This is a genomic window from Candidatus Arsenophonus lipoptenae, assembly GCF_001534665.1.
Taxonomy (GTDB): Bacteria; Pseudomonadota; Gammaproteobacteria; order Enterobacterales; family Enterobacteriaceae; genus Arsenophonus; species Arsenophonus lipoptenae.
In genome coordinates this window covers 239224-264950 of record NZ_CP013920.1, presented here as the reverse complement: position 1 = coordinate 264950, position 25727 = coordinate 239224, and the positions used below count along the sequence as shown (strand labels likewise).

General features: G+C 24.0%; 15 protein-coding genes and 2 pseudogenes. 13 read left to right on the top strand and 4 right to left on the bottom strand.

Annotation, left to right across the window (positions count from 1 at the left end):
- The first annotated feature begins 1 nt into the window (after position 1).
- The 7 genes from AUT07_RS01140 to AUT07_RS01110 all read left to right on the top strand — a co-directional run bounded on the left by AUT07_RS01140 (position 2) and on the right by AUT07_RS01110 (position 10188).
- A complete protein-coding gene (locus AUT07_RS01140; RefSeq protein ID WP_066283084.1) occupies positions 2–2734 on the top strand; it encodes a glycoside hydrolase family 65 protein in 2733 nt (910 codons plus the stop codon).
- A complete protein-coding gene (pgmB, locus tag AUT07_RS01135; RefSeq protein WP_066283082.1) occupies positions 2731–3381 on the top strand; it encodes a beta-phosphoglucomutase in 651 nt (216 codons plus the stop codon). Before AUT07_RS01140 ends, pgmB begins: the two co-directional genes overlap by 4 nt.
- An 820-nt stretch (positions 3382–4201) precedes the next feature.
- Positions 4202–4495: a co-chaperone GroES gene (locus AUT07_RS01130; protein WP_066283080.1), complete on the top strand. Its 294-nt coding sequence runs from the start codon at positions 4202–4204 to the stop codon at positions 4493–4495.
- A 50-nt stretch (positions 4496–4545) separates the two neighbouring features.
- A complete protein-coding gene (gene groL / locus AUT07_RS01125) occupies positions 4546–6195 on the top strand; it encodes a chaperonin GroEL (RefSeq protein ID WP_066283078.1) in 1650 nt (549 codons plus the stop codon).
- Between the two features lie 1256 nt (positions 6196–7451).
- On the top strand, positions 7452–7979 hold the full coding sequence (gene hpt, locus AUT07_RS01120; RefSeq protein ID WP_066283072.1) for a hypoxanthine phosphoribosyltransferase: 528 nt from the start codon (positions 7452–7454) through the stop codon (positions 7977–7979).
- Positions 7980–8473: 494 nt separating this feature from the next.
- Positions 8474–9421 (top strand): ABC transporter ATP-binding protein, encoded by a 948-nt coding sequence (locus AUT07_RS01115; RefSeq protein WP_066283070.1) that lies wholly within the window; start codon positions 8474–8476, stop codon positions 9419–9421.
- Positions 9418–10188, top strand: a complete 771-nt coding sequence (locus AUT07_RS01110; RefSeq protein ID WP_066283068.1) for an ABC transporter permease — start codon at positions 9418–9420, stop codon at positions 10186–10188. Before AUT07_RS01115 ends, AUT07_RS01110 begins: the two co-directional genes overlap by 4 nt.
- A gap of 223 nt (positions 10189–10411) precedes the next feature.
- Here the strand turns inward: AUT07_RS01110 and folK are convergent, their stop codons facing one another.
- The 3 genes from folK to dksA form a co-directional block, all read right to left on the bottom strand.
- The gene (gene folK, locus AUT07_RS01105) at positions 10412–10891 is read right to left on the bottom strand and encodes a 2-amino-4-hydroxy-6-hydroxymethyldihydropteridine diphosphokinase (protein WP_066283066.1); all 480 of its coding nucleotides are present in this window, start codon (positions 10889–10891) and stop codon (positions 10412–10414) included.
- A gap of 133 nt (positions 10892–11024) precedes the next feature.
- Entirely contained in the window at positions 11025–12233 is a 1209-nt protein-coding gene (gene pcnB, locus AUT07_RS03390) for a polynucleotide adenylyltransferase PcnB (RefSeq protein WP_417903565.1), read from the bottom strand.
- A gap of 1007 nt (positions 12234–13240) precedes the next feature.
- Positions 13241–13696, bottom strand: coding sequence for an RNA polymerase-binding protein DksA (gene dksA, locus AUT07_RS01095; protein WP_066283060.1), 456 nt, complete (start codon positions 13694–13696; stop codon positions 13241–13243).
- Positions 13697–14259: 563 nt separating this feature from the next.
- On the opposite strand from dksA, the pseudogene mrcB reads away from it, so the two are divergent.
- The 6 genes and pseudogenes from mrcB to AUT07_RS01065 form a co-directional block, all read left to right on the top strand.
- A pseudogene (gene mrcB / locus AUT07_RS01090) lies at positions 14260–16503 on the top strand (bifunctional glycosyl transferase/transpeptidase); the annotation flags it as partial.
- A 977-nt stretch (positions 16504–17480) separates the two neighbouring features.
- Positions 17481–17825: an iron-sulfur cluster insertion protein ErpA gene (erpA, locus tag AUT07_RS01085; RefSeq protein ID WP_066283051.1), complete on the top strand. Its 345-nt coding sequence runs from the start codon at positions 17481–17483 to the stop codon at positions 17823–17825.
- Positions 17826–19321: 1496 nt separating this feature from the next.
- Positions 19322–20017: pseudogene (gene relA / locus AUT07_RS01080) on the top strand (GTP diphosphokinase); the annotation flags it as partial.
- Positions 20018–20623: 606 nt separating this feature from the next.
- A complete protein-coding gene (locus tag AUT07_RS01075; RefSeq protein WP_066283047.1) occupies positions 20624–22273 on the top strand; it encodes a CTP synthase in 1650 nt (549 codons plus the stop codon).
- Positions 22274–22323: 50 nt separating this feature from the next.
- Positions 22324–23607: a phosphopyruvate hydratase gene (gene eno, locus AUT07_RS01070; RefSeq protein WP_066283044.1), complete on the top strand. Its 1284-nt coding sequence runs from the start codon at positions 22324–22326 to the stop codon at positions 23605–23607.
- A gap of 900 nt (positions 23608–24507) precedes the next feature.
- Complete coding sequence (locus tag AUT07_RS01065) at positions 24508–25209, top strand: methyltransferase domain-containing protein (protein WP_066283042.1); 702 nt, start codon at positions 24508–24510, stop codon at positions 25207–25209.
- 15 nt (positions 25210–25224) lie between these two features.
- On the opposite strand, the gene rnhA is transcribed toward AUT07_RS01065, so the two are convergent.
- Complete coding sequence (gene rnhA, locus AUT07_RS01060; protein WP_066283039.1) at positions 25225–25698, bottom strand: ribonuclease HI; 474 nt, start codon at positions 25696–25698, stop codon at positions 25225–25227.
- Positions 25699–25727: the final 29 nt, after the last annotated feature.

Genomic DNA, 25727 nt, shown 5'->3' with positions numbered 1-25727 from the left:
TATGAATTATTTGTATATTATTTTTAAACCAGAGAAATTAATTGCTTATCAAACTAAAATAAACAATAAATCTTATTCAGTACGATATAGAAAAATTAATAAATTGGATCTATTAAAATTAATAAAATTAATTAAAGTAGATTTTCCTAATATAAATGGTGGAATATTAAAAGGAGATTCATTGAATTGTTATTCAACTTTTTGCATAGAAATTTCTCATAAAGAAGTAATTGACATAGAAAAATGTTTTTATGAAATATTTAATATACCTTTTATTAGGGCAGATATCTTAATTGATGATAGTGAAGAAACATTAAAAGATGCATTTTTAAAAAAACAAGACATAATTAGTTGTGGTATAGATTATTGTGGATATTATCCTGGTATATCTGAATATACTACTGAATCTTTATTAACCGTAGCAAATGGATATTTAAGTTTACGAGGTACATTACCTGAAATGACAATTAGTGATGATACATATCCAGCAACTTATTTGGCTGGTCTGTATAATCAAGCTATTTCTGTTATTAATAGTTATAAGATAAATAACGAAGATTTTGTTAATGCACCTAATACTCAATATATCTCGTTACGTATTGGTAATGGCAAATTTATTAATTTTACTGATTTTAAGGTTGTATCTCTTTATCGTCATTTGGATTTTATGAAAGGAATTTTATCTAGTGAATTACAGATTGAAGATGAAAATGGCAGGCGCTTAAAAATAGATAGTAAAAAATTTGTTAATATGGCTAGGATGACTAATTATAGTATTGAATATAAATTTTGTCCTATAAATTTTACCGATCAAATAACTATTTGTACAAAAACAGATGGTGGAACTTTTAATTATGGAGTTGAAAGATACCGTTCTCTTAATTCTAATCATTATCAAATTAAAGATTTAATAGCTGATAGGAATAAAACTTATTTATTAGCTGAAACAAATCAAAGCAAAATAGGAATTGGTATTTATACAGAAATTATAGGTGATTTTTTTTCAGAAGAAAATATAAAAAATAAAATAATAAATGGTAACTGTATTACACAGATGATATGTTTTCTTGCAGTAGAAGGTATTTATTATAAATTAGAAAAAAATGTTGCTATTGCCATATCTACTGTTTTTAAAGAAGATTGGAAATATGTTAATACATGGCAAATGCCTAATTTCGCCACTCAGTTAGCAGAAAGTATAAATGCTTGGAAAACCCTTTGGTTAGAAAGTGATATTGTTATTTCTGGTGATATGATGACGCAGAAATTATTGCGTTTAAATACTTATCATCTTTTGTCTTCTTGTTCTCCATTAACTAATGGTAAATATAAATTAGATGTTTCAATTTCTGCTAGGGGATTACATGGAGAAGCTTACAGAGGTCATATTTTTTGGGATGAGATATTTATTCTGCCATTTTATATTATGCATTATCCAACAACAGCTCGTCAGTTATTAATGTATCGTTATCGTAGATTAAATACTGCAAAATTAGCTGCTCAAAATGCAGGTTATCAAGGTGCCATGTTTCCCTGGCAGTCAGGATATGATGGTAGTGAGCAAACTCAAACATTGCATATAAATCCACTTACAGGAGAATGGAATCCAGATCATAGTCATTTACAATATCATATTTCTTTAAGTATTGCTTATAATATTTGGTTGTATTGGTTAAATACAGGTGATAAATCTTTTATGATTGAATTTGGATTAGAATTATTATTTGAGATTGCTAAGTTTTGGATTAGTAAAACAACTTTTGATGATATTACAAATAGATACCATATTAATGGTATCATGGGACCAGATGAATTTCATGAATATAGTTTAGGTAATAAAGAAGCAGGATTAAAAGATAACGCTTATACTAATTTGATGGTAGCATGGTTGTTTAATCAAATTGACAAGATAGTTTTATCTTTTTTTGAATTAGATATAAATAAGATTATAAGTAGATTAGGCATTAATAATGATTTTTGGGAAAAATTAAAAGTTATCAGAGAAAACTTAGCTATTTCAATTAATAATGAAAATATTATAGGACAGTTTGATGGTTATTTTGTACTTAAAGAAATAGATTGGCAGAAATATATTAATAAATACGAGAATATTTCTAGATTAGATAGAATATTACGTTCTGAAGGAAAAGCACCAGATAATTACAAAATAGCTAAACAAGCAGATTTGCTTATGATATTTAATAATCTTCATCAAGATGAAGTCAAAAAATTATTAAAAGATATGAAGTATCCTATGCCTAATAATTATATGGAAAAAAATTTTTTTTATTATTTTTCTCGCACTTCTCATGGTTCCACATTATCTCGTATTGTTCATGCTTTATTAGCTGAAAACATTAAAATGTCAGATTTATCATGGCAGTTATATAGTTCGTCTTTATTTTCTGATTATAATGATATTCAAGGAGGAACTACTTCAGAAGGTATTCATACTGGTGTAATGGCAGCTACTCTTAACATGACAATTATGTCATATGGTGGAGTAGATATTCGTCAACCAATATTAATAATAAACCCTTCATTACCGATTCATTGGAAATATCTTCAATTTAATTTATACCATGTAGATATACATTATCAATTTTTTATTACTCATGAAACATTATCTATTAATTGTGATCAAGATACTGAAATACAAGTAGGTAATAATAGATATTATATTTCTGCAAGTAAATATGCCAATATTTTTTATAAAAAGGAATTATTAGCATGAAGAAAGGAATGATTTTTGATCTTGATGGTGTTATAGTGAATACTACCTTTTATCATTTTAAAGCATGGCAATATTTAGCTAAACAAATTAATATTTATTTTGATATTTCATTTAATGAAAACTTGAAAGGAATTAGTAGAATTGAATCATTAGAAAAAATTTTAATTTATGGAGATAAAGAAAAAATTTTTAATACTACAGAAAAATATATTCTTATGGCTAAGAAGAATGATTATTATGTTAAATTACTTAGTAAATTATCAAAAAGGGATATTTTTCCTGGTGTACTAGATTTTATAAAACAAACTAGAAAAAAGAAAATACCTTGTGCTATAGCTTCGGCATCTAAAAATGCTACTCTAATTTTAGAGAGATTGAATATCAAAGATTATTTTAATGTTATTGTTGATCCTTATTCTGTGACTAATAGTAAACCTAATCCTGAAATTTTTTTAATGGCAGCTAATTTAATTAATATATTACCAAGTGAAGCGATTGGATTTGAAGATTCACAGGCAGGCATTGATGGCTTAAATAAAGCAAATATTTTTTCTGTCGGTATTTCATCAGAAAATAATTTAGTAGGTGCTAAATTATTAGTAAATTCTTTTAAAAAGATTAATTTTGAACAATTAATTATGGTTTAGTTAATTTATTTAATAAATAAATAAATAAAAATAATAAAATTGTGTATCATTATTCTTTATAATTAATTGATTTTTATTTATGTGTGAAATATGAAAAATTAAAGAAATATTTAGATTGCTTTATTATGTAATGAACGTATTATATTGAAGTGTATTTTTTAATGAAAATAAGTAATAAAGTAACATTGATTACTGTAAATTTAGTATAATTTCTTTATAATAATAAAAATAAATAATTAAATATAAAAGGTATTTAGTTATTTAAATAAATTTTTATTATTTTTATTCAAAATAAAAAGGATAAATAGTATTTTTTACTATAAAAATTTTAATTTTCTATGAATTTCATGTCATAAAATTGATTAAAAATTTAGTTTTTTAATTGCTGTAATTTTGTTAATTTTACCTAGGTTTTGTACTGATTTATATGGAATGTGCATTGTTATTATTATTTTTTTGTTCAAAAAAAAGACACTTAGTAAGTTAATGCTTTATATTTATTTTTGTTTTTAAGTATAAAAATAATTTTAATTTATTTTAAGATTAAGATATACTTGTAAAGATTGAATTCAATATAAAGAATCTGATTTTTGAATTTAATAACATTTTACATGAAGGTTTATTTTTTAATAAAGATCATAATTAAGTACAATTTATTAAGCATTGTGTTAAATAAAAAAATTTTTTTATCTACCCCTTGAACTGATTTTAATTGCCCCCACTTAATTATATAGTTTAGTAATCTTAAATTATAAATAAGATTTACTAGTATATCCGTAATTTACCTTAATATGGATTTTATTTTATAGGAGATCTATTAATGAAAATACGTCCATTACATGATAGGGTTATCATTAAGCGAGAAGAAGTTGAATCTAAATCTACTGGTGGCATTGTTCTTACTGGATCTGCTGCTAGCAAATCAACTAGAGGTAAAGTGTTAGCTGTTGGTAACGGTCGCATTTTAGAAAACGGTGAAAGTAAACCATTAGATGTAAAAATTGGTGATACCGTTATTTTTAACGACGGCTATAGTGTGAAGACAGAAAAGATTGATAATGAGGAAGTATTAATTATGTCAGAAAGTGATATTTTGGCAATTATTGAAAAATAATTTCTCTGTTAGATCTTCAGAAATGAAAGAATGTAGAAAGGAAAAAAACAATGGCAGCTAAAGATGTAAAATTTGGAATTGATGCACGGGCAAAAATGCTTCGTGGTGTGAATATTCTTGCTGATGCGGTTAAAGTTACTTTAGGTCCTAAAGGACGAAATGTGATTTTAGATAAATCTTTTGGAGCACCTTTAATTACTAAAGATGGTGTATCTGTAGCTCGTGAAATTGAATTAGAAGATAAGTTCGAAAATATGGGTGCACAGATGGTAAAAGAAGTAGCTTCGAAAGCTAATGATGCTGCAGGTGATGGTACAACTACTGCAACAGTACTTGCTCAATCTATTGTTAGTGAAGGTTTAAAAGCTGTTGCTGCAGGTATGAATCCAATGGATTTAAAACGTGGTATTGATAAAGCTGTTACTGCTGCAGTTAAAGAATTAAAAGTTTTATCCAAACCTTGTTCTGACAATAAAGAAATTGAACAAGTTGGTAAAATTTCAGCTAATTCAGATCAAACTGTAGGTGCATTAATTGCTAAAGCGATGAAAGCAGTTGGTAAAGAAGGTGTTATTACAGTTGAAGAAGGTTCTGGTTTAGAAGATGAATTAGCGGTAGTTGAAGGAATGCAATTTGATCGTGGTTATTTATCTCCTTATTTTATTAATAAGTCAGATATTGGTTCTGCTGAATTAGAAAATCCTTATATACTTTTAGTAGATAAAAAAGTGTCTAATATCCGTGAACTATTACCAATACTAGAAGCTGTTGCTAAGGCAGGTAAACCTTTATTGATTATCGCTGAAGATGTTGAGGGTGAAGCATTAGCTACATTAGTGGTAAATAATTTGCGTGGTATAGTAAAAGTTGCTGCGGTAAAAGCACCTGGATTTGGTGATCGCCGTAAGGCTATGTTGCAAGATATTGCTATTCTAACTAAAGGTACTGTTATTTCTGAAGAAATTGGTATGGAGTTAGAGAAATCAACTTTAGAAGATTTAGGCCAAGCTAAACGAATTGTTATTAATAAAGATACTACTACTATCATTGATGGGGTAGGTTCAAAAGATGAAATTAATAATCGTTCCAAACAAATAGCGCAGCAGCGTGATGAGGCTACTTCTGATTATGATAAGGAAAAATTGCAAGAACGGATTGCTAAGTTATCAGGTGGAGTTGCTGTAATTAAAGTAGGTGCTGCAACTGAAGTTGAAATGAAAGAAAAACGTGCTCGTGTTGATGATGCTTTACATGCAACTAGAGCTGCAGTAGAGGAAGGTGTTGTTGCAGGTGGTGGTATTGCTTTGGTACGTGTTGCTTCTGCTTTAGATAAGTTGAGAGGTGACAATGAAGATCAAACTGTTGGTATTCGTATTGCTTTACGTGCAATGGAAGCACCTATGAGACAAATTGTTGAGAATGCCGGAGAAGAACCTGCTATTGTTGTCAACAATGTTAAATATGGTAAAGATAATTACGGTTATAATGCTTCAACAGAAGAATATGGCGATATGATAGATATGGGTATTTTAGATCCAACTAAAGTTACTCGTTCTGCTTTGCAATTTGCAGCATCAATAGCTGGTCTTATGATTACAACTGAAGCTATGGTTACTGATTTACCAAAAGAAGACAAAGCTGATCTAAGTGCTGGTGGCGGTATGAATAGTGGAATGGGTGGTATGGGTAGTATGATGTAATTTAATTCATTAATCCTATATATCATTATTCAATCATTAACTAATAAAACCCTGAGTATAATATAAATTCAGGGTTTTGTTTTGTTAGTTAATAGTTTTATTAGTTAGTACTAATACATATTATTTTAATATAATTCTACTTTAAATTTATTTAATATTGATTTTTATAATTTTTTAATATAATAAGATTATTTTTTTTGTAGATATTAGTTAAAGATATTTTTATAAAATAATGATATTTTCAATATTTTATTATAATTTTAAAGCAGATATTTTAGTGACTATTTATATTATAAATAAACTAATTCCGTGTAGATTTTAAAATTATATTAGATAGAGAACATTGTGAACCCATGAAAAATTAATTTATTAAATTATATAAAGGATAGTCTTCTAGTAGTGTCCGAATTCATAAATTAATTTATAATAAGTTTTTAAAAAATGAAATCAACTTATTTTATATAAAATGTCCCAGTTATAGTGTTAAATTTAATTTATTGGTATAGTTATAAATAATTTTGGTATTTTATTATAGGAATATTTAAGTAAATTTATACTAATTAAAAAAAATTGATGATAATATCAATTAACAAATAAAGCTAATTGTAGAATTACAATATAAAATGAAAATTCTAGAGTTGTAATTCTATCTAATTTTGTTTAATTTAGTAATAGTTGATATTGACCTAATGTAAGAGAAGATATAGTTACTTACTAAAATTGATTATGTAATTAAAATTAATACTACTTTTAGTGAAAAATGTTCTGCATATTTGATTTATTGTAATAATAAAAATAAATAATTAATTTTAAAATTTTAGTTTATCGTTTTATTTGAGAAAAATTATTATTTTATTTAAAATGAATTGATAAAATAAAAAATTCAATAATTTTAACTAATTAAAATAGTATTAGTAAAAATAAATAATGTTATATTTTAGATATAAATATATTTTAGATATAAATTAATTTCATTATTTTTTATCTCTAATATAAAAATTTAGATTTCGTAAAAGATAATATATTAAATTTATATTTACTATTTTAGTGTCCTAATAAAATTAGATAATGATAGCTAATTATAATCGATATTTGTTATATAGTTATATGTGTTTTCGTGTGTATTTTTAATTAATTTAATGTCAATTAATTAGTAATTTTATTGTAATTAATATATCAATAAATATAATTTTATCGCGTCTTTATTATCCTTATGTTAGAATCTATAGCTTTTATTTTCATGAATATTTTAAGTTATGAAACAAATAGTAAAAGTTATGATCTCAGCTGCAAATATTAAACAACGTATTAATGAGATGGCAAAAGATATTACTGAATATTATAAATCAATAGAAAATGATTTAGTTTTAGTAGGTCTTTTAAAAGGATCTTTTATTTTTATGGCTGACTTATGCCGTGAAATTAATATTCCACATGAAGTTGATTTCATGACAGTTTCCAGTTATGGCAACGGTATGAATTCTACACTAGATATAAAAATTATTAAAGATTTAGATGAAGATATTCGTGGCAAACATGTTTTAGTTGTTGAAGATATAATTGATTCTGGTTATACATTAAAAAAAGTTAAAGAAATTTTAAATTTACGTGGTCCTAAATCTTTTGATATTTGTACATTGTTAGATAAACCTTCCAGACGTGAAGTAGAAGTATCTGTTAAATGGATTGGTTATACCATTAAAGATAGATTTATTGTCGGTTATGGTATTGACCATGCACAGCAATACAGACATTTACCATATATTGGATATGTGATTTTGTAAATATTTATAAAAGATAATGATATTCTTCTTATTTTAGTAATTAAAAACTTATATTTTAATTTTTATTTTTTATTCATTTAATTAGTTATTATATATATTATATGTTTATATGATTAAATCAATTAATATAATTTTAATTAATTTATTATTTTATAGATGATATCAATCATCTTGTCTTAATAAGATCGATTATATTATTTAATGAAAAGAGAGTTTTATGATTTTTTTTAAGATTCAAAAAACATTCGAAATTACATTGCGATAAAATCTTAATAGACAATAGTAATTCATGAAAATAATTCATTAGTTATATATATTTAATTTATTTTATTTTTTATTGTAATTTCTATAAATTAATTATTAATAACTGTGATAATAATTATATATAACATCAATTAATTTTTTATTTAATGATTATTGTTTGTAATTTAATTTAAAAAATTACTTATTGTATAATTTGTTATCATATATGGAATATATATGAAAGGTTTTCTATAATGTATGCGTTAGAGTTATCACGACTTACAAAAAACTATCCTGGTGGAATAAAAGCATTAATTGGAATTGATTTACAAGTTGAGGTTGGTGATTTTTATGCTTTATTAGGACCTAATGGTGCAGGTAAATCAACGACAATTGGTATTATTAGTTCATTAATTAATAAAACTAGTGGTAAAGTAAGAGTATTTGGTCATGATCTTGATCATGATGTAGTGAATGTAAAGCGTCAGTTAGGATTAGTACCTCAAGAATTTAATTTTAATCCATTTGAAACAGTATTACAGATTGTGTTAAACCAAGCTGGTTATTATGGGTTACAACGTTCGCTAGCTTTATCTAGAGCAGAATTTTATCTTTCTCAATTAGCTTTATGGAACAAACGTAATAATCCTGCCAGAGATTTATCTGGAGGGATGAAAAGAAGATTAATGATTGCCAGAGCATTAATGCATAAACCAAAATTACTAATTTTAGATGAACCTACTGCTGGTGTTGATATAGAATTACGTCGTTTAATGTGGGATTTTTTGAAAACTTTAAATGAGCATGGCACTACTATTATTTTAACAACTCATTATTTAGAAGAAGCTGAAATATTATGTCGCAATATTGGTATTATTCAATATGGGCAATTAATTGAGAATACTAGTATGAAAAAATTATTAAATCAATTAGAATTGGAGACATTTATTTTTGATTTAACACAAAATAGCCCTATACCTAAATTAAATAATTACAAATTTAGATTAATGGATAGTTCAACGTTAGAGGTAGATGTACTTCGAAATCAAGGATTGAATTATTTATTTCATCAATTTTCTAATCAAGGGATAAAGATAAATAGTATGCGTAATAAGGTAAATCGTTTAGAAGAATTATTTATTGGTTTAATGAATAAACAACGTCATTTATCCATAAAGAAAGAGGAAAATAATAGATGATTCAACTTTATTGGGTGGCAATGAAAACCATATGGATTAAAGAAATAACACGTTTTGCAAGAATTTGGGTGCAAACTTTATTACCACCTGTTATTACTATGTCACTATATTTTATTATTTTTGGTAGCTTAATTGGTGAAAAAATTGGAAATATGGAAGGTGTAAATTATATGCAATTTATTGTACCAGGTTTGATTATGATGTCAGTAATTACTAATGCTTATACAAATGTTTGTTCTTCTTTTTTTGGTGCAAAATTTCAAAAAAGTATTGAAGAATTATTAGTTGCACCAGTTCCTACTCATATTGTAATAATTGGTTTTGTTGGTGGTGGTGTTTCTAGAGGTGGATTAGTCGGCATTTTAGTTACTTTAGTTTCTATTTTTTTTGTTCCATTAGATATTTATTCATGGTGGATGGTAATTATTACTGTATTAATGACATCTATCTTATTTTCATTAGCAGGATTATTAAATGCTATTTTTGCTAAAACATTTGATGATATTAGTATTATTCCTACTTTTGTTTTAACACCTTTAACATATTTAGGAGGTGTTTTTTATTCATTATCTCTTTTACCAGATTTTTGGCAAAAAATATCTAAGCTTAATCCTATAGTTTATATGATTAGTGGATTACGTTATGGATTTCTTGGAATTAGTGATGTTGTATTATCTATTACATTATCAGTATTAGTGATTTTTATCATCATTTTGTATTCTATAGCCTGGTATTTAATTGAAAGAGGTCATGGATTAAAAAACTAATATTATTATAAAAATCAATAAATATGAATTCATCAATATGAATGAGATAATGATTTTATAATTTTATATATAAATTTTAATTTTAAACTTTGTGATATAATAATGCTTATTATATAACTATATTAGTTAGCTAAAAATTAAAATATAATTTTTAAACCTACATTACTTTTATTTTTAAATTTTATTCAAAGTATAAAAATATCTATGTAAAATAATTAATTATTTACCATAGAGTCAACTCATTTTTAGCAACTAATAGTAATCTTTCACTAAGTAATTCATTATCTGGAAAACTTAATTTAGGTGCAATTTCTGCTAGTGGATAAAGCATGAAATGACGTTCTTTAAGCCCATAATGAGGAATAATTAAATTTGTTGTTCGAATAATTTGTTGACCATATAACATGATATCTAAATCTAGTGTTCTTGGCCCCCAACGATCGATTTTGCGCGTTCTACCGTGTATAAATTCTATGTATTGTATATATTTAAGTAAAATTTCTGGTGATAACTTAGTATCTAAAGCAACAACTGTATTAAGATAATCCGGTTGTTTTTTAGAACCCATAGGTTTAGAACGATAAAAACTAGAAACAATAATTAATTTTGTTTTAGGTAATTCTTCTAATTTTTTAATTGCATTTTTTACTTGTTGTAATGGATTATTTAAATTACTTCCAATGGAAATATAAGCACGATTCATACTTTATTAACTCTATTATTTTTCAATTTGTTTGTTATATGATTTAGTTTAAGTGTAATATTCATATAAGGAAATACTATTAGCTATATTATCTAATGCTACAATCATTTTATATTGTAGTATATTATTAGCCTTATTGTAGTATATTATTAGCCTTTTGAAATGCATCCCACCAATGCACTATTTCTTTTAAGTTATATTCTTTTTCTACTTGAGCTCTAAGTTCTAATAAATTAAATGCGGCATGAAATTTTGAATGTTCCAGTATTTTATTTGCTTTTTTACTTCGGCGACGCAACAGTTTTAATTGCAGTTGCCATATATCACGTATTATTGAAGTGAATCGTTTAGGAATTGCTATAGAACGGCACTGTTTATTTAACACATGATTTATTGCTATATGAAAAGCTCCGTAATATGAAAAAGTGCCTTTTTGTAAAAGATTGTCTGTATAATTTAACATAGGATACCATAATATTGTAGCGAATAAAAATGCAGGATTAACATGTTTATTATTTTTTATTCTATGATCAATACTTTTTAATAATTGCTTTATAAGCAATTCCATTGGCGAATCACCATTATTTGTAAAATGTTTTTCAAGTAATGGAAATAGTAACTGAAAAATATTATAACGTTTTAATTCCTGATATATTTTATATAATTTGCCGGTATATAATAGCTTTATAAATTCTTCAAATAAACGTGCTGAAGAAATAGACCTTAATAAAAATGCTAATTTAGGAATAACTTTAGAAGTTTTATCATCCATTTTCATATTAAGTGTACAAGCAAATCTAATAGCGCGTAATATTCTAACTGGATCTTCTCTATAGCGAATATCTGGATCACCAATTAAGCGAATCATTCCATGTTTTAGATCTTTTAAACCACCTACATAATCATGTATACTGTGATCATTAATTTTATAATATAAACTATTAATAGTAAAATCCCTTTGAATTACATCATCTTCAATATTTCCAAAAATATTATTTGTTAAAAAAACTCCATTTTTTGTTTGGTTAATTATGTTATTATTTTTTGTTTTTTTATGAGAACTACGAAAAGTAGATACTTCAATGATTTCATAATCAAAGATTATATGAGCTAGCCTAAAGCGACGTCCAACTAAATAACAATTATAAAATAGTTTACGAATTTGTTCAGGTGTTGCGTTTGTGCTAACATCAAAATCTCTAGGTTTTTTACCTAAAAGTAAATCTCTAACACTACCACCTACTAAGTAGGCTTCATAACCAAAATTATTTAAACGATAAAGAACTTTAAGTGCATTATCACTGATATTTTTTCTCGAGATAGGATGCTTATTTCGAGGAATAACTGATATTGAAGTATTTATATCAGGTCTATGTATTATTTTATCTGCTAATTTAATTATTTTAATAATTTTTATTCTCCCATATTTTTAATCATAATTTAATCGACGTTTTTTGATTTTATATAAATAAAAACAATATTAAAAATATTTTTTATCATGATTATACAAAATCAATATTTTCATATAAAATATAATTTATATTAATTTAAATATTACTTTTATTTTTAAATGATTTAAATTAATTCCTAATTTTATGCACACACTATAGGTAATTTTATTTTTAATAGAATATTTTATTATTAATAAAATGATTTATATTTCATTGAAATAAATTTCACGATATTTGATTAGTATAGATATAATTTTTTTATATATCATAATTATATTATATATTTTAATTTCAGATCAAAATATATAATTTTAAGATTAGAAATATAAAGTAATTAGTAAAAAATTTATTTGATTGTTTATATTTGTAATAATAATACTATTATTTATAGTTTCTTTGAAAGAACAAATTTTAATATTGTAAATTATGTTTAAACAACTTTTACGAATTATGTATAATAGTTTAATTAATTTTATGGATAGTTTTTAGTAAATAAATTAAATTTTTTTCGTTTTTATTATTAAATAATAACAGCATTATATATGTATTATTATTGATAGTAAATATATAAGTAAAATCTAATTCATTGATATTTTTATAAATATAATATATAAATGTTATTTTAATTAAAAATTAATATATATCTATTTATTAAATTACAAAAAATATTTTTTAATATTTTATTCTATTTAAATTAAAAACTATAAAAAATTATATTTATAATTTATATAACGAAAATATAATAAGTAATTTTTTGTAAGAATATTTATTAAAATTCTTATTGTTCTTTTTAAAAGATAATTTTAAATATTGATTTTATTTAAAAATTTAATAACTTTTATTACTTATATTATTATAAAATTTATAGAAGTTATTCTTATTTTAAATAAGATATTGATTATCCAGCTATTTGTTTTTCACGAATTTCAGCTAGTGTTTTACAATCAATACATAAATCTGCTGTAGGCCGAGCTTCTAATCGGCGTAGTCCTATTTCAATTCCACAGCTTTCACAATAACCAAAATTTTCTTTTTCAACTTTTTTTAAAGTTTTTTCTATTTTTTTAATTAATTTACGTTCACGATCTCTATTACGCAATTCAAGATTAAATTCTTCTTCTTGTACTGCTCTATCAATAGGATCTGGAAAATTTGATGCTTCATCTTGCATATGAGTTACTGTACGATTAACTTCGTTTTTAAGTTTGTTACGCCATGTTTCTAGAATATGTTTAAAATGTGCTAATTGGGAATTATTCATGTAATTTTCTCCTGGTCTTTCTTGATAGGACTCTACTCCAGCTATAGAAAGAATGCTTAAGGATGATGTTTTAGTTTTTTTCTTCGATTGCATAATATTTCTCCTAATATAAATAATTTTATTAAAAATCTTAAATAGTAAATAATTAAATAATAAATTTTTTAAAATTATTATAACTTTTATAGATATGATTATATATAAAAGTTTTTATAGAACTATATATAAATATTTTTATTGCTGATTATTTTATATATCTTATGAGGTTGTTATATTTAGAATATTTAAAATAAAACATAATATCTAATATATAAATTAATCAACACTTAAAAAATTAGTTTTTACTTAATTAAAATATTCATATAAAAATATTTTAATTAAGTAATATATTAAAAATAATAAATCTTATTTTTAATATATAAATTTTATACTTTTAATATTAGTTTTTTATTATTTATTTTTTACTTTTTATCCATAAATAGTTTTTTATAATTTACGTATTACTTTATAATAATTATTTTTCAAATAAAATATGTAAATATAATTTAAAATTTTTGAAATAATTAATTATATTATTACTATCATATAGTATATAACTCGTGAAATAATAAAGAAAAATAATGACATTATATCATAAAATAAATCAGTTTATGTTAGCAAAAAACAAATGGCGTTATTTTTGTTTATTTATAGCAATTCTATTTTTAGTAGAATTATTTATTGGAATTTATGGTATCTATTTGTATAGAAAAATTCGTCATCGTCTTGATGGAGTAGTATGGGATTTACCAGCAGCTGTTTATGGTAGAATGGTTAGTCTTGAACCAGGAATGAATTATAGTCAATCAGATATTATACAATTATTAGATTGTATACAATATCGTCAAGTAAATGAAATTACTGCACCTGGAGAATATATTGTTAAAAACAATATAATAGAGATGTTGCGCAGACCATTTTCATTTCCTGATCAAATAGAAGGACAAATCTTAGCAAGATTAACTTTTGAAAAAAGCAAACTTATCAATATTATTAATATGGAAAATGGACGAGAATTTGGTCTCTTTAGGCTTGATCCAAAGCTTATTAGTATGATGCAATTAACTAATAATGAATATCGATTAGTATTACAAAGAAAAAATTTTCCTGATTCTCTAATTAAGATATTACTTGAAATTGAGGATAGACATTTTTATGATCATGATGGAGTAAGTATTTATTCCATTGGACGGGCTGTTATTGCTAATTTTATGGCCGGTAAAACAGTTCAAGGTGGTAGTACTTTAACACAACAGTTAGTGAAAAATTTATTTTTAAGTAATGAAAAAACATTAGTACGTAAAATTAATGAAGTGTATATGGCTATTTTAATGGATTTTTATTATAGTAAAGAACATATTCTTGAACTTTATCTTAATGAAGTTTATTTAGGTCAATCTGGTGACGATCAAATTCGTGGGTTTCCACTTGCAAGTCTTTATTATTTTGGTTGTCCTATCAATGAATTAAGTATTGATCAATTTGCTTTATTAGTAGGTATGGTAAAGGGAGCATCATTATATAATCCATGGCGTAATCCAAAATTAGCACTTGAAAGAAGAAATTTAGTATTAAAATTATTGGAAACACGTCAAATTATTAATAATAAAATGTATAATATATTAATTATTCGTCCCTTAGGTGTTAAAAGTAGAAATGTTACATTAACATCACAACCTGCTTTTATGCAACTTGTTAAGCAAGAATTAATTGAAAAATTAAAGGATAAAGTCAATAACCTTTCTGGTACTAAAATTTTTACTACCTTAGATCCAATTTCACAACAAGCAGCTGAAAATGCTATTGAGTATGGAGTAGCTGATTTACGTAAAATACGCAAATTACCTGATCTTGAAGGTGCTATGGTAGTTGTTGACCGTATTAATGGTGAAATACGTGCTATTGTTGGTGGTTCTCAACCACAATATTCTGGTTATAATAGAGCACTACATGCACGTCGATCAATAGGTTCATTGATAAAACCATCAACTTATTTAACTGCATTAAGTGAACCAGATCGATTTCGGTTAAATACTTGGATTCCTGATGAACCAATTAGTATTAAATTTGGTAATAAAATGTGGAAACCTAAAAATTATGATCGAAGTTTTTGGGGTCAAGTTATGTTAATTGATGCTCTAGTTAGTTCATTAAATATTCCAACAGTGAATATTGGTTTGAGTATTGGATTAGATCAGATAGCTAAAGTATTAGTCCTTCTTGGTATTCCAAGTAATATAATAGAAAAAGTTCCTGCAATACTATTGGGTTCGTTAAACTTAACACCTGTAGAAACTGCTCAAATGTTTCAAACAATTAGTTGTGGTGGTAATAGAGCGATATTATCATCATTAAGATTTGTAATAGATAGTGATGGCAATGAACTTTACCAAAGTTATCCATCATCAGAGCTTGTAGTATCCCCTCAAGCAGCTTATCTTACACTTTATGGTATGCGACAAGTAGTTGAACGCGGAACGTCTGATTTATTAATGAATAAATTTTCTCAATACCATTTAGCAGGTAAAACTGGTACAACAAATGATCTTCGGGATAGTTGGTTTGTTGGTATTGATGGTAAGGAAGTAGTAATTGTATGGTCTGGACGTGATAATAATGGACCTACAAATCTTACTGGATCTAGTGGTGCATTGAAAATATATCATCGTTATTTAGAAAATCAAACACCATTAGTATTGGATAATTTTCCACCAGAAGGTATAATAGATATGGGAATTAATAATGATGGAAGTTTTAATTGTTCAGGTGGTGGATATCGTATTTTACCAGTATGGACGGAAGATCCAAAAACATTATGTCAATTAGGAGTTCAGTCATTAAAACCAAATTTAAATTTAAATTAACAGTAATATATTTATTTAAATTTATTAAGAGTAATTTTTAAACATTTAATTATCTTACTATATTTTTTATGAATTTACAAAAAAGTAAGTAATATATCTTAATCTAAGATATAACATATAAAATTATTAAAATTTTTTAGAAATATGATGTTTAATATGAATTTAATTTTTTGAGATGACCTGGTATTTTAATCATAAAAAATTATTTTAAATAAAATAAATTATACTTTTTACTAAGTTTTTATTTTTAGATATCAATAAATTTTATTTTTTTATTAAAATACTATAATAATGTGACTTTAATTTTTTTTATTGATTTTTATTAAATAGTATAATAACCATATAATTTTTAATTTATTTAATTTTCATGATAATATAAACACCAATATTACTAGTTTTATCAAAATATTGATTTTTGAATATCAAAATATATACTAATAGAGAAATTATATTTATGATATTTTTATTACTTTAACTAAATTAATAAAAAGTGAAAATATTATTTTTGCCGTATATCTTAATAATGTTTTTTTTATTATTAAATAATTATAATTTAATAGGTCAAATTATTAAAATCATAAAATAAGATTAAAGGTATTAAAAGTATAACCATGTATAATATTGTATAAAAACTTAGTACTATAAAAATAATTAATATTATTATAATATTGTTTAATTATATATATTTTTAATATTTTTTTTAAAAATTACTACTGTACATAGTAGTAATTTAAATGATATCAATAATTGATATTATGTTATGTTAATTAATTTTTTTTAAAAAATAATTTTTTATATAGGTATTTTGCTTTATTGATTTAATCAATAACATAATTTTCCGTTAGATATATATTTTTATTAATATAATTGAAATAAATAAAAATAATATTGATTTTGATAATGAGTTAATCTAATCTGTATTGTTTACAATATATCATTATTTTAGTATTTAATATAATTATTTGGAGTTTTAAAAGATGTGCAATAATAATAAATTGCATATAAATTTTACAGATGATGCAGCTAAAAAAGTTAAATCATTGATTGCTCATGAAAATAATTTTAATTTACGTTTACGAGTTTATATTTTTGGTGGAGGTTGTAGTGGATTTCAATATGGGTTTACATTCGATGATAAAATGCATGAAGGTGATTTAACTATTGAAAAACAAGGTGTAGAACTAATAATTGATCCTATGAGTCTGCAGTATTTACTTGGCGGTTGTATTGACTATACTGAGGGATTAGAAGGATCAAGATTTATAGTAATTAATCCAAATGCTAAAACAACTTGTAGTTGCGGATCTTCGTTTAGTATTTAATTTTTATATAAAATAAATAATATATTTTATAACAATTAATGTTTATCAGATTAATTTTTATTAGTTAATTGTTTCTTTTAATAAAAAGCTGAATATGCTAGTGTAGCTTGCATAATTGCACTTGAGCTATAAGAGGTTAATATCAAGTTTTTTTAAGTTTTTTAATATATTTATTAAATTGTTTATCAGCTATACCAGAAATTGCACGTATATTATAATTTTAATAGAGTATTAAATATATAGCAGATATGACCTATATCTGCCCTTACATTTTAAAAGCTATAGTATTAGAAAAATTTTCACGTTTTATGAATATTATAATTTGCTATTTTTGTACTGTTTATAAAACTATCGTCACTGCATATTAAACCATTCATACCATATAAATTTAATTCTTTAATATATTTTTCAGCTAATTTAATTAATACTTTATTTGCATTAAATTTAACAGGGCATTATGCCATTTGATGATATCCAAAAGAAGAGTTATATTAACATCATGATAAAAAACTTTTGTTGATATTACAAATATCCAAGTAAAGTAAGTAATGGGCTGCCAGCGTCTAATATTAATAGTATAATGTAGGTGTAAAGTTTTCTATTAGAAATAGTTGCACCTATTGTAGTAAAAACCTTACTAATACCTGATTTTAATAAAAAATATCAAGAGTATTAAATTTTCCATAATAAATTTTGTAATTATTTTTTGATATATTATTAATATGTTTATTGATTAGTTTATAATATTATAATTATTTAGATTTATAGTGGATTTCATTAAAAATACAAATGAATCAATATCGTATATGTTTATCTTTAAACAATATGTATTAAAATAGACATCAATAAAATTTTAATTAAATATTATCTAAATAAAGATTATAAAGAAATATTACTTATTATCATATTCAATTATAAATTAATTTATTTCTATCATATATATCAATAAAATATTGTAAAGGTCTTTCTCTCTAGCGTAAATTTATATGTATCAAATATTAAATATCATTTAGTGATATATTATATATGCCTATATAGTGATACTTTTTATTTTTTAAAAAATCAATAATTTTAATTATAAATTAAAATTATTGATTTTCATATATATTAAAAATTTTTAATATAAAAATTAATTTCTAATTTTAAAGTTATAAATAATTAATAAAAATTAATTATATTTATTCAATAATATTATATTAAATTTAATCAAAATCAGATTATTAATTAATAATTTGATGTTAAATCGAGATGAAAAAATTCATCAACTTTAGAAGTTTATTGTGATAGTTTTTTCTGCTATATTATTGATTTAAATATTATTATTAAAAATATCAGTAGGTACTGATAGATTTATTGATAATTTAGTGAAAAATATTATAAATATTATTAGTGATATAAATATTTAGAAAATTAAATAACATAAATTTATTTAAATAAATAATATTAGTTAGTATATGCTATTAAATATGGTATAGAGTTTATTTTGTTATTAATATAGTAAAAATATTATATACTTGCATAAGTTAAAAGAAGGTTTTAAAGATGAAAAAGTTTTAATTTCAAAAGATTCTTGGAATATATATGGGTCTTTAGCTAATTTATCAGTAATTAGAAAATTAAAATGGGAGATAGAAGATTTTTGTTTTTATTATTTAAACCCAGTAGAATATAAAAAAATAGCTAAATTACTTAATGAAAAACGTATAGAACGTGAAAAATATATTGAAGATTTTATTTTGTTATTAAGAAATTTTATACTAATAAAAAATATTAAAGCAGAGATTTATGGTCGACCAAAACATATCTATAGTATATGGAGAAAAATGCAAAAAAAAAATATTTATTTTGATAAACTTTTCGATATCCGTGCAGTGAGAATTATAGTTGAATCTTTAAAAGATTGTTATATTGTATTAGAAATAGTTCATAAATATTTTTGCTATTTATCTGATCAGTTTGATGATTATATTGCTAATCCTAAACCCAATGGCTATCAATCTATCCATACTGTTATATTAGGTCCAAATGTTAAAACTATTGAGATACAAATAAGGACTAAAAAAATGCATGAAGATGCTGAATTAGGTATTGCAGCTCATTGGAAATACAAAAGTGGAGTTATAATAACTAGTAGAGTAAATCTTTATGAAAATCATCTTATTTGGTTAAGCAAATTGATAGCGTTACAGAAGATTATTCGTTATAGAAAAATATTTTATGAAATTTATAGTTAACTTTAATTATATAATTGTATGTATGTAGTCAAATAATGTAATTTTATTATGTGTTATTAATAACTCTAATAAAAATTATCATAGATAATATTTGTTAAAAAATATTAGATTTTTATTTTTAATTTAATTAATATCATTTTTTATTACTGAAAAATATTATTATTGTGAACTGTTATTATAGACTGTATAGTTATTTCTATTAATTATAATTAAATTTATTAATATAAATGCTATTTAATTAAAATATATAAATGATTTTTAATAAATAATTTATTTTTTTCAAAAAAAAAATCATAACAGTATAAAAGTAGATTATATAAATTTAATTAGGGATATTTTTATATAATTAAATAATTAAAATAATTAAATTAATTATTAATAATTTTTATGTTAAGGCATAAAATAATTTTATTTTTAGATAATCAATTTATTTTTAGATAAATTGAAAATATAATGGATATTAGTTATTGTGTTTAAATTAGCTCTACATAAAATTTACTGTTATGATATATTTTCCACCATTACTATACTTATCATTTTTATACCTATATTTTCAGGTTTAATATGAAAACGAATTATATTTTTGTAACTGGAGGAGTAGTTTCTTCTTTAGGAAAAGGAATAGCTGCTGCTTCTCTAGCTGCTATATTAGAATCTCGTGGATTAAATGTTACTATTATGAAGTTAGATCCTTATATTAATGTTGATCCTGGTAATATGAGTCCAATAGAACATGGAGAAGTTTTTGTTACTGAAGATGGCGCAGAAACTGATCTTGATTTAGGACATTATGAAAGATTTATTCGCACTAAAATGACACGTCATAATAATTTTACAACTGGTAGAGTTTATGCTGAAGTATTACGTAAAGAACGTCGTGGTGATTATTTAGGTGAAACCATTCAAGTAATTCCACATATTACTGATGAAATCAAACATCGAATTTATCTTGGGAATAATAAATATGATATTGTTTTTGTGGAAGTTGGAGGTACAGTTGGAGATATTGAATCCTTACCTTTTTTAGAGGCTATCCGTCAATTAGCTATTGATGTTGGTCGTACACATACTCTTTTTTTACATTTAACTTTGGTCCCTTATTTGCATGCTGTAGGTGAGTTAAAAACTAAACCTACACAACATTCAGTAAAAGAACTTTTATCTATTGGAATCCAACCTGATATATTAATTTGTCGTTCAGATCGAGTTATTCCTATTAATGAATTAGTAAAAATTGCATTGTTCTGCAATGTACCTGAAAGAGCAGTTATTTCATTAGAAGATGTTGATTCAATTTATAAAATTCCTAATTTATTAAGATCTCAAAAATTAGATGATTATGTTTGTGAAAAATTTGACTTAGTTTGTCCAGAAGCTGAGTTATCTGATTGGGAACATGTTATTTATACGCAATCTAATTCTATTGGGCAAGTTACTGTTGGTATGGTAGGTAAATATATAGAGTTACCTGATGCTTATAAATCAGTTATTGAAGCATTAAAACATGGTGGATTGAAAAACAAGTTAACAGTTCAGATTAAATTAATTGATTCTGAAGATATTGAAAAATATGGTATTAATTTATTAGAAAATATTGATGCTATTTTAGTTCCAGGTGGATTTGGTGAAAGAGGTATTGAAGGAAAAATTATAGCAGCACGTTATGCTCGTGAAAATCATATTCCTTATTTAGGTATTTGCCTAGGAATGCAAATAGCTCTTATTGAGTATGCTCGTCATGTTGCAGGAATGGAAGGAGCAAATTCTACAGAATTTATACCTAATTGCCCTTATCCTGTTATTGCTTTAATTACAGAATGGTCTAATGATGTAGATGATATTCAAGTTCGTGATGAAAATAGTCATTTTGGTGGTACAATGAGGGTAGGTAGTCAATTATGTCATTTGATGCATGGTAGTAAAGTTCGTAAATTATACAATAAAGATACTATTGTAGAAAGACATCGGCATCGTTATGAAGTTAATAATATGTTTTTATCACGGATTGAAGCAGCTGGTTTGTGTGTTTCAGGTCGTTCTGCTGATAATAAATTTGTAGAAATTATTGAAGATTCTAATCATCCTTGGTATATAGCATGTCAATTTCACCCAGAATTTACTTCTACTCCAAGAGATATTCATCCTTTATTTGCTGGATTTATAAAGGCTGCTAACGAATATCAACAGTTTAAATTAAAAAAAAATATTGTATAAAATATAAATATTATTGCTGTTTAATTTATGATTATAGAAGGGATAATTTAATGTTTAAAATAGTTAAAATAATAGCTCGTGAAATTATAGATTCTAGAGGTCATCCTACAGTTGAGGCAGAAGTTCACTTAGAGGGTGGATTTGTTGGCTTAGCAGCATCCCCATCTGGTAAATCAACTGGTTCACGAGAGGCATTAGAATTACGAGATAATGATAAAGATAGGTTTTTAGGTAAAGGTGTTTTAAAAGCAGTAGCAGCAGTAAATGGTCCAATTAATAAAGCATTACTTGGTCAAAATGCTAAAAATCAGGATCTTATTGATAATATTATGATTGAATTAGATGGCACAAAAAATAAATCTCAATTTGGCGCTAATGCTATTTTAGCAGTGTCACTAGCAAATGCTAAAGCAGCTGCAGTTGCAAAAGGTATGCCTTTATATGAGCATATTGCTGAATTAAATGGTACTCAAGGTAACTTTTCTATGCCACTACCTATGATTAATATTATTAATGGTGGTAAACACGCAAATAATAATCTAGATATTCAAGAATTCATGATTCAACCCATAAGTGCAAAAAGTCTAAAAGAAGGAGTTAGGGTTGGTTCAGAAGTTTTCCATCATTTAGCAAAAATATTAAAAAATAAAGGTATGCCAACTACTGTTGGTGATGAAGGTGGTTATGCTCCAAATTTAAAATCTAATGCCATAGCATTAGATATTATTAAAGAAGCAGTTGAATCATCTGGTTATATACTAGGTAAAGATATTGCTTTTGCAATAGATTGCGCAGCTTCAGAATTCTATAATAAAGAAAATGGTTTTTATGAATTAAAAGCAGAAAAAAAATGTTTTTCTTCACAAGAATTTACCCATTATTTAGAAGATCTAACAAAACAATATCCTATTATTTCTATTGAAGATGGTCTTAATGAGTTAGATTGGGCTGGATTTTCTTATCAAACAAAAGTATTAGGGGATAATATTCAGTTAGTTGGCGATGATTTGTTTGTCACTAATCCCAAAATTTTACGAGAAGGAATTAAAAAAGGTATTGCTAACTCAATTTTAATAAAATTGAACCAAATTGGTACTCTAACTGAAACTTTAGAAGCAATTAAAATAGCTAAAGATGCCGGTTATACTGTAGTTATTTCACATCGTTCCGGTGAAACTGAGGACGCTACTATTGCAGATTTAGCAGTAGGTACAGCAGCAGGTCAAATAAAAACTGGGTCTATGAGTCGTTCGGATCGAGTAGCTAAATATAATCAATTAATTCGTATTGAAGAAGCATTAAGTAAAAAAGATATTTTTAATGGTTTAAAATAGATCTCTAATTATTAATAAATTTATTTACAAATTAAATAAATAATATTTTTATATTATATATTTAATGAGTATTACAATAATCTAAAATTAAAAATAGATATTATTTTCTTTAGAAGTATTTTATTTTTCTTTATAATTTTTCTTTTATAGCATATTTTTATTTTACAAATTATAGAAGAATTTTAAGTATAGATTAAAAGTATAATTTTTATGAAGTATATTTTTTATATATTAAATATCATTTTCTTAAAACTAAAGATATTAAAAATATTATAATAATGTACGTTAATTTAAATTTTTTATAAATTATACAATTCATTTTTTCTATTTATTGAAAAAATGAATTGTATATTATTGGATATGTAATAATATTATTCTATTCACAGAATGATAATTAAACTGAGTATTAAATTTCTGTAGTTAAATATAAACACAATTCACATAAGTATTTAAACATCAATATTTATGTGAATTGTGTTTATATAAATTAGTTTATAATATATATTATTAATAGTGCATCTTTTAAAAAATTATTATATTAGCTAATGTTTAAAGCATTTTTTAATTATTTATAGATTATTTTTCATTAATTATATATATAAATTAAAATATCAAATAAATAATTTAAAAATAATAAATATTTTTATAGTGTAATGAATTTTATTCATATTTAATTATTTTAATATTTTTTATAATTTTGATATTTAAATTACAAACAATATTTATTTTTTATGAAATTTATTAAATAAAAAAATTATATGATTCTATGAGTTTGTATTCTATTGGCAATAGAATGTATGATAAATCATTATTAATGATTTATCACTATAATATATTATGTGTAACTATGAAAGTTATTTTGATATGCTATTCATATTATAAAATTCATAAGATGAATAAATGAAATCCATTCATATTACAAAATTATCTAAAATGCCTAATTCTTGGGAAGATATTCCAGGTGGAAAATATTATCTTATTGCATTAAATAAGCAATTACAGCCATGGTGGCCTAAAATATTAGGTGATCATTTACTAAAAATTGGTCAATTAAGTTTACAGGTTGACACTCAATCATCTTTGATTACACATCAATTTAGTATGAATATATCAGGTAATAATTTCCAATTACTAGGTAATCCTAATGAAATGCCTTTTGGAGATAAATCGATAGATGCTTGCTTGTTGATACAACAACTATCATACAGCATTAATCCACATTGCTTATTATATGAGGTTAATAGAATTTTAGTAGATGATGGCTGGTTAATTTTATCTAATTTTAATCCATTTAGTTTATTAGGAATAGTAAAATATATTCCCTTCTTATGTAAGAAAGAACCATATCGATGTCGTATGTTTTCAACTTATCGTCAACTTGATTGGTTAAGTTTATTAAGTTACGAAATTTTGTATCAACAAAGTTTTCAAATAATACCATGGATAAGTCCTAATAATTTTATAAATAAAAATATACAATTTATAGGTTGTATTAATCTTATAATTGCACGTAAAAGAACTTTACCATTTACTCCAACACCAACAAAATTTATAAAATCTTTTATGGAAATATGTAATAAAGTTGAGGTTATAAAATGTTAATATTAACTATTTTTATTATAAATTTTTCTCTACCATATAACCAGTATCCTCTTCTGTTGGAAGAGTTGCTGCATTTTTTGCTAATTGATCACATAGTTCATTATCAGGATTACCTGAATGTCCTTTTACCCAATACCATTTTATTTTATGTTTAGATATTAATATATTTAAACGTTGCCATAAATCAATATTTAAAACAGGTGATGTATTTGTTCTACGCCAATGTTGATTTTTCCATTTGTGTATCCATTGAGTTATTCCATAACGCACATATTGACTATCTGTAGTTAAAATAATCTGACATGGTTCTTTTAATAGTTCTAAACTAATAATAGCAGCCATTAATTCCATACGATTATTAGTAGTACAAAAATATCCCTTGCTTAAACTTTTTTCGTACTTATGATAACGAAGTAGTATTCCATAACCACCAGGTCCTGGATTACCCAAGCAAGAACCATCAGTAAAAATTTCTATCTTTTTCATTATTTTTTAACTCGTTTATTCTTGAATTATAT

Bases quoted from the DNA above. Each gene is read 5' to 3' on its own strand.
- folK (WP_066283066.1), bottom strand. From the start codon at position 10,891: ATGAATCGTGCTTATATTTCCATTGGAAGTAATTTAAATAATCCATTA.
- AUT07_RS01110 (WP_066283068.1), top strand. From the start codon at position 9,418: ATGATTCAACTTTATTGGGTGGCAATGAAAACCATATGGATTAAAGAA.
- eno (WP_066283044.1), top strand. From the start codon at position 22,324: ATGTTTAAAATAGTTAAAATAATAGCTCGTGAAATTATAGATTCTAGA.
- AUT07_RS01065 (WP_066283042.1), top strand. From the start codon at position 24,508: ATGAAATCCATTCATATTACAAAATTATCTAAAATGCCTAATTCTTGG.
- pgmB (WP_066283082.1), top strand. From the start codon at position 2,731: ATGAAGAAAGGAATGATTTTTGATCTTGATGGTGTTATAGTGAATACT.
- dksA (WP_066283060.1), bottom strand. From the start codon at position 13,696: ATGCAATCGAAGAAAAAAACTAAAACATCATCCTTAAGCATTCTTTCT.
- hpt (WP_066283072.1), top strand. From the start codon at position 7,452: ATGAAACAAATAGTAAAAGTTATGATCTCAGCTGCAAATATTAAACAA.
- AUT07_RS01075 (WP_066283047.1), top strand. From the start codon at position 20,624: ATGAAAACGAATTATATTTTTGTAACTGGAGGAGTAGTTTCTTCTTTA.
- AUT07_RS01130 (WP_066283080.1), top strand. From the start codon at position 4,202: ATGAAAATACGTCCATTACATGATAGGGTTATCATTAAGCGAGAAGAA.
- groL (WP_066283078.1), top strand. From the start codon at position 4,546: ATGGCAGCTAAAGATGTAAAATTTGGAATTGATGCACGGGCAAAAATG.
- erpA (WP_066283051.1), top strand. From the start codon at position 17,481: ATGTGCAATAATAATAAATTGCATATAAATTTTACAGATGATGCAGCT.
- AUT07_RS01140 (WP_066283084.1), top strand. From the start codon at position 2: ATGAATTATTTGTATATTATTTTTAAACCAGAGAAATTAATTGCTTAT.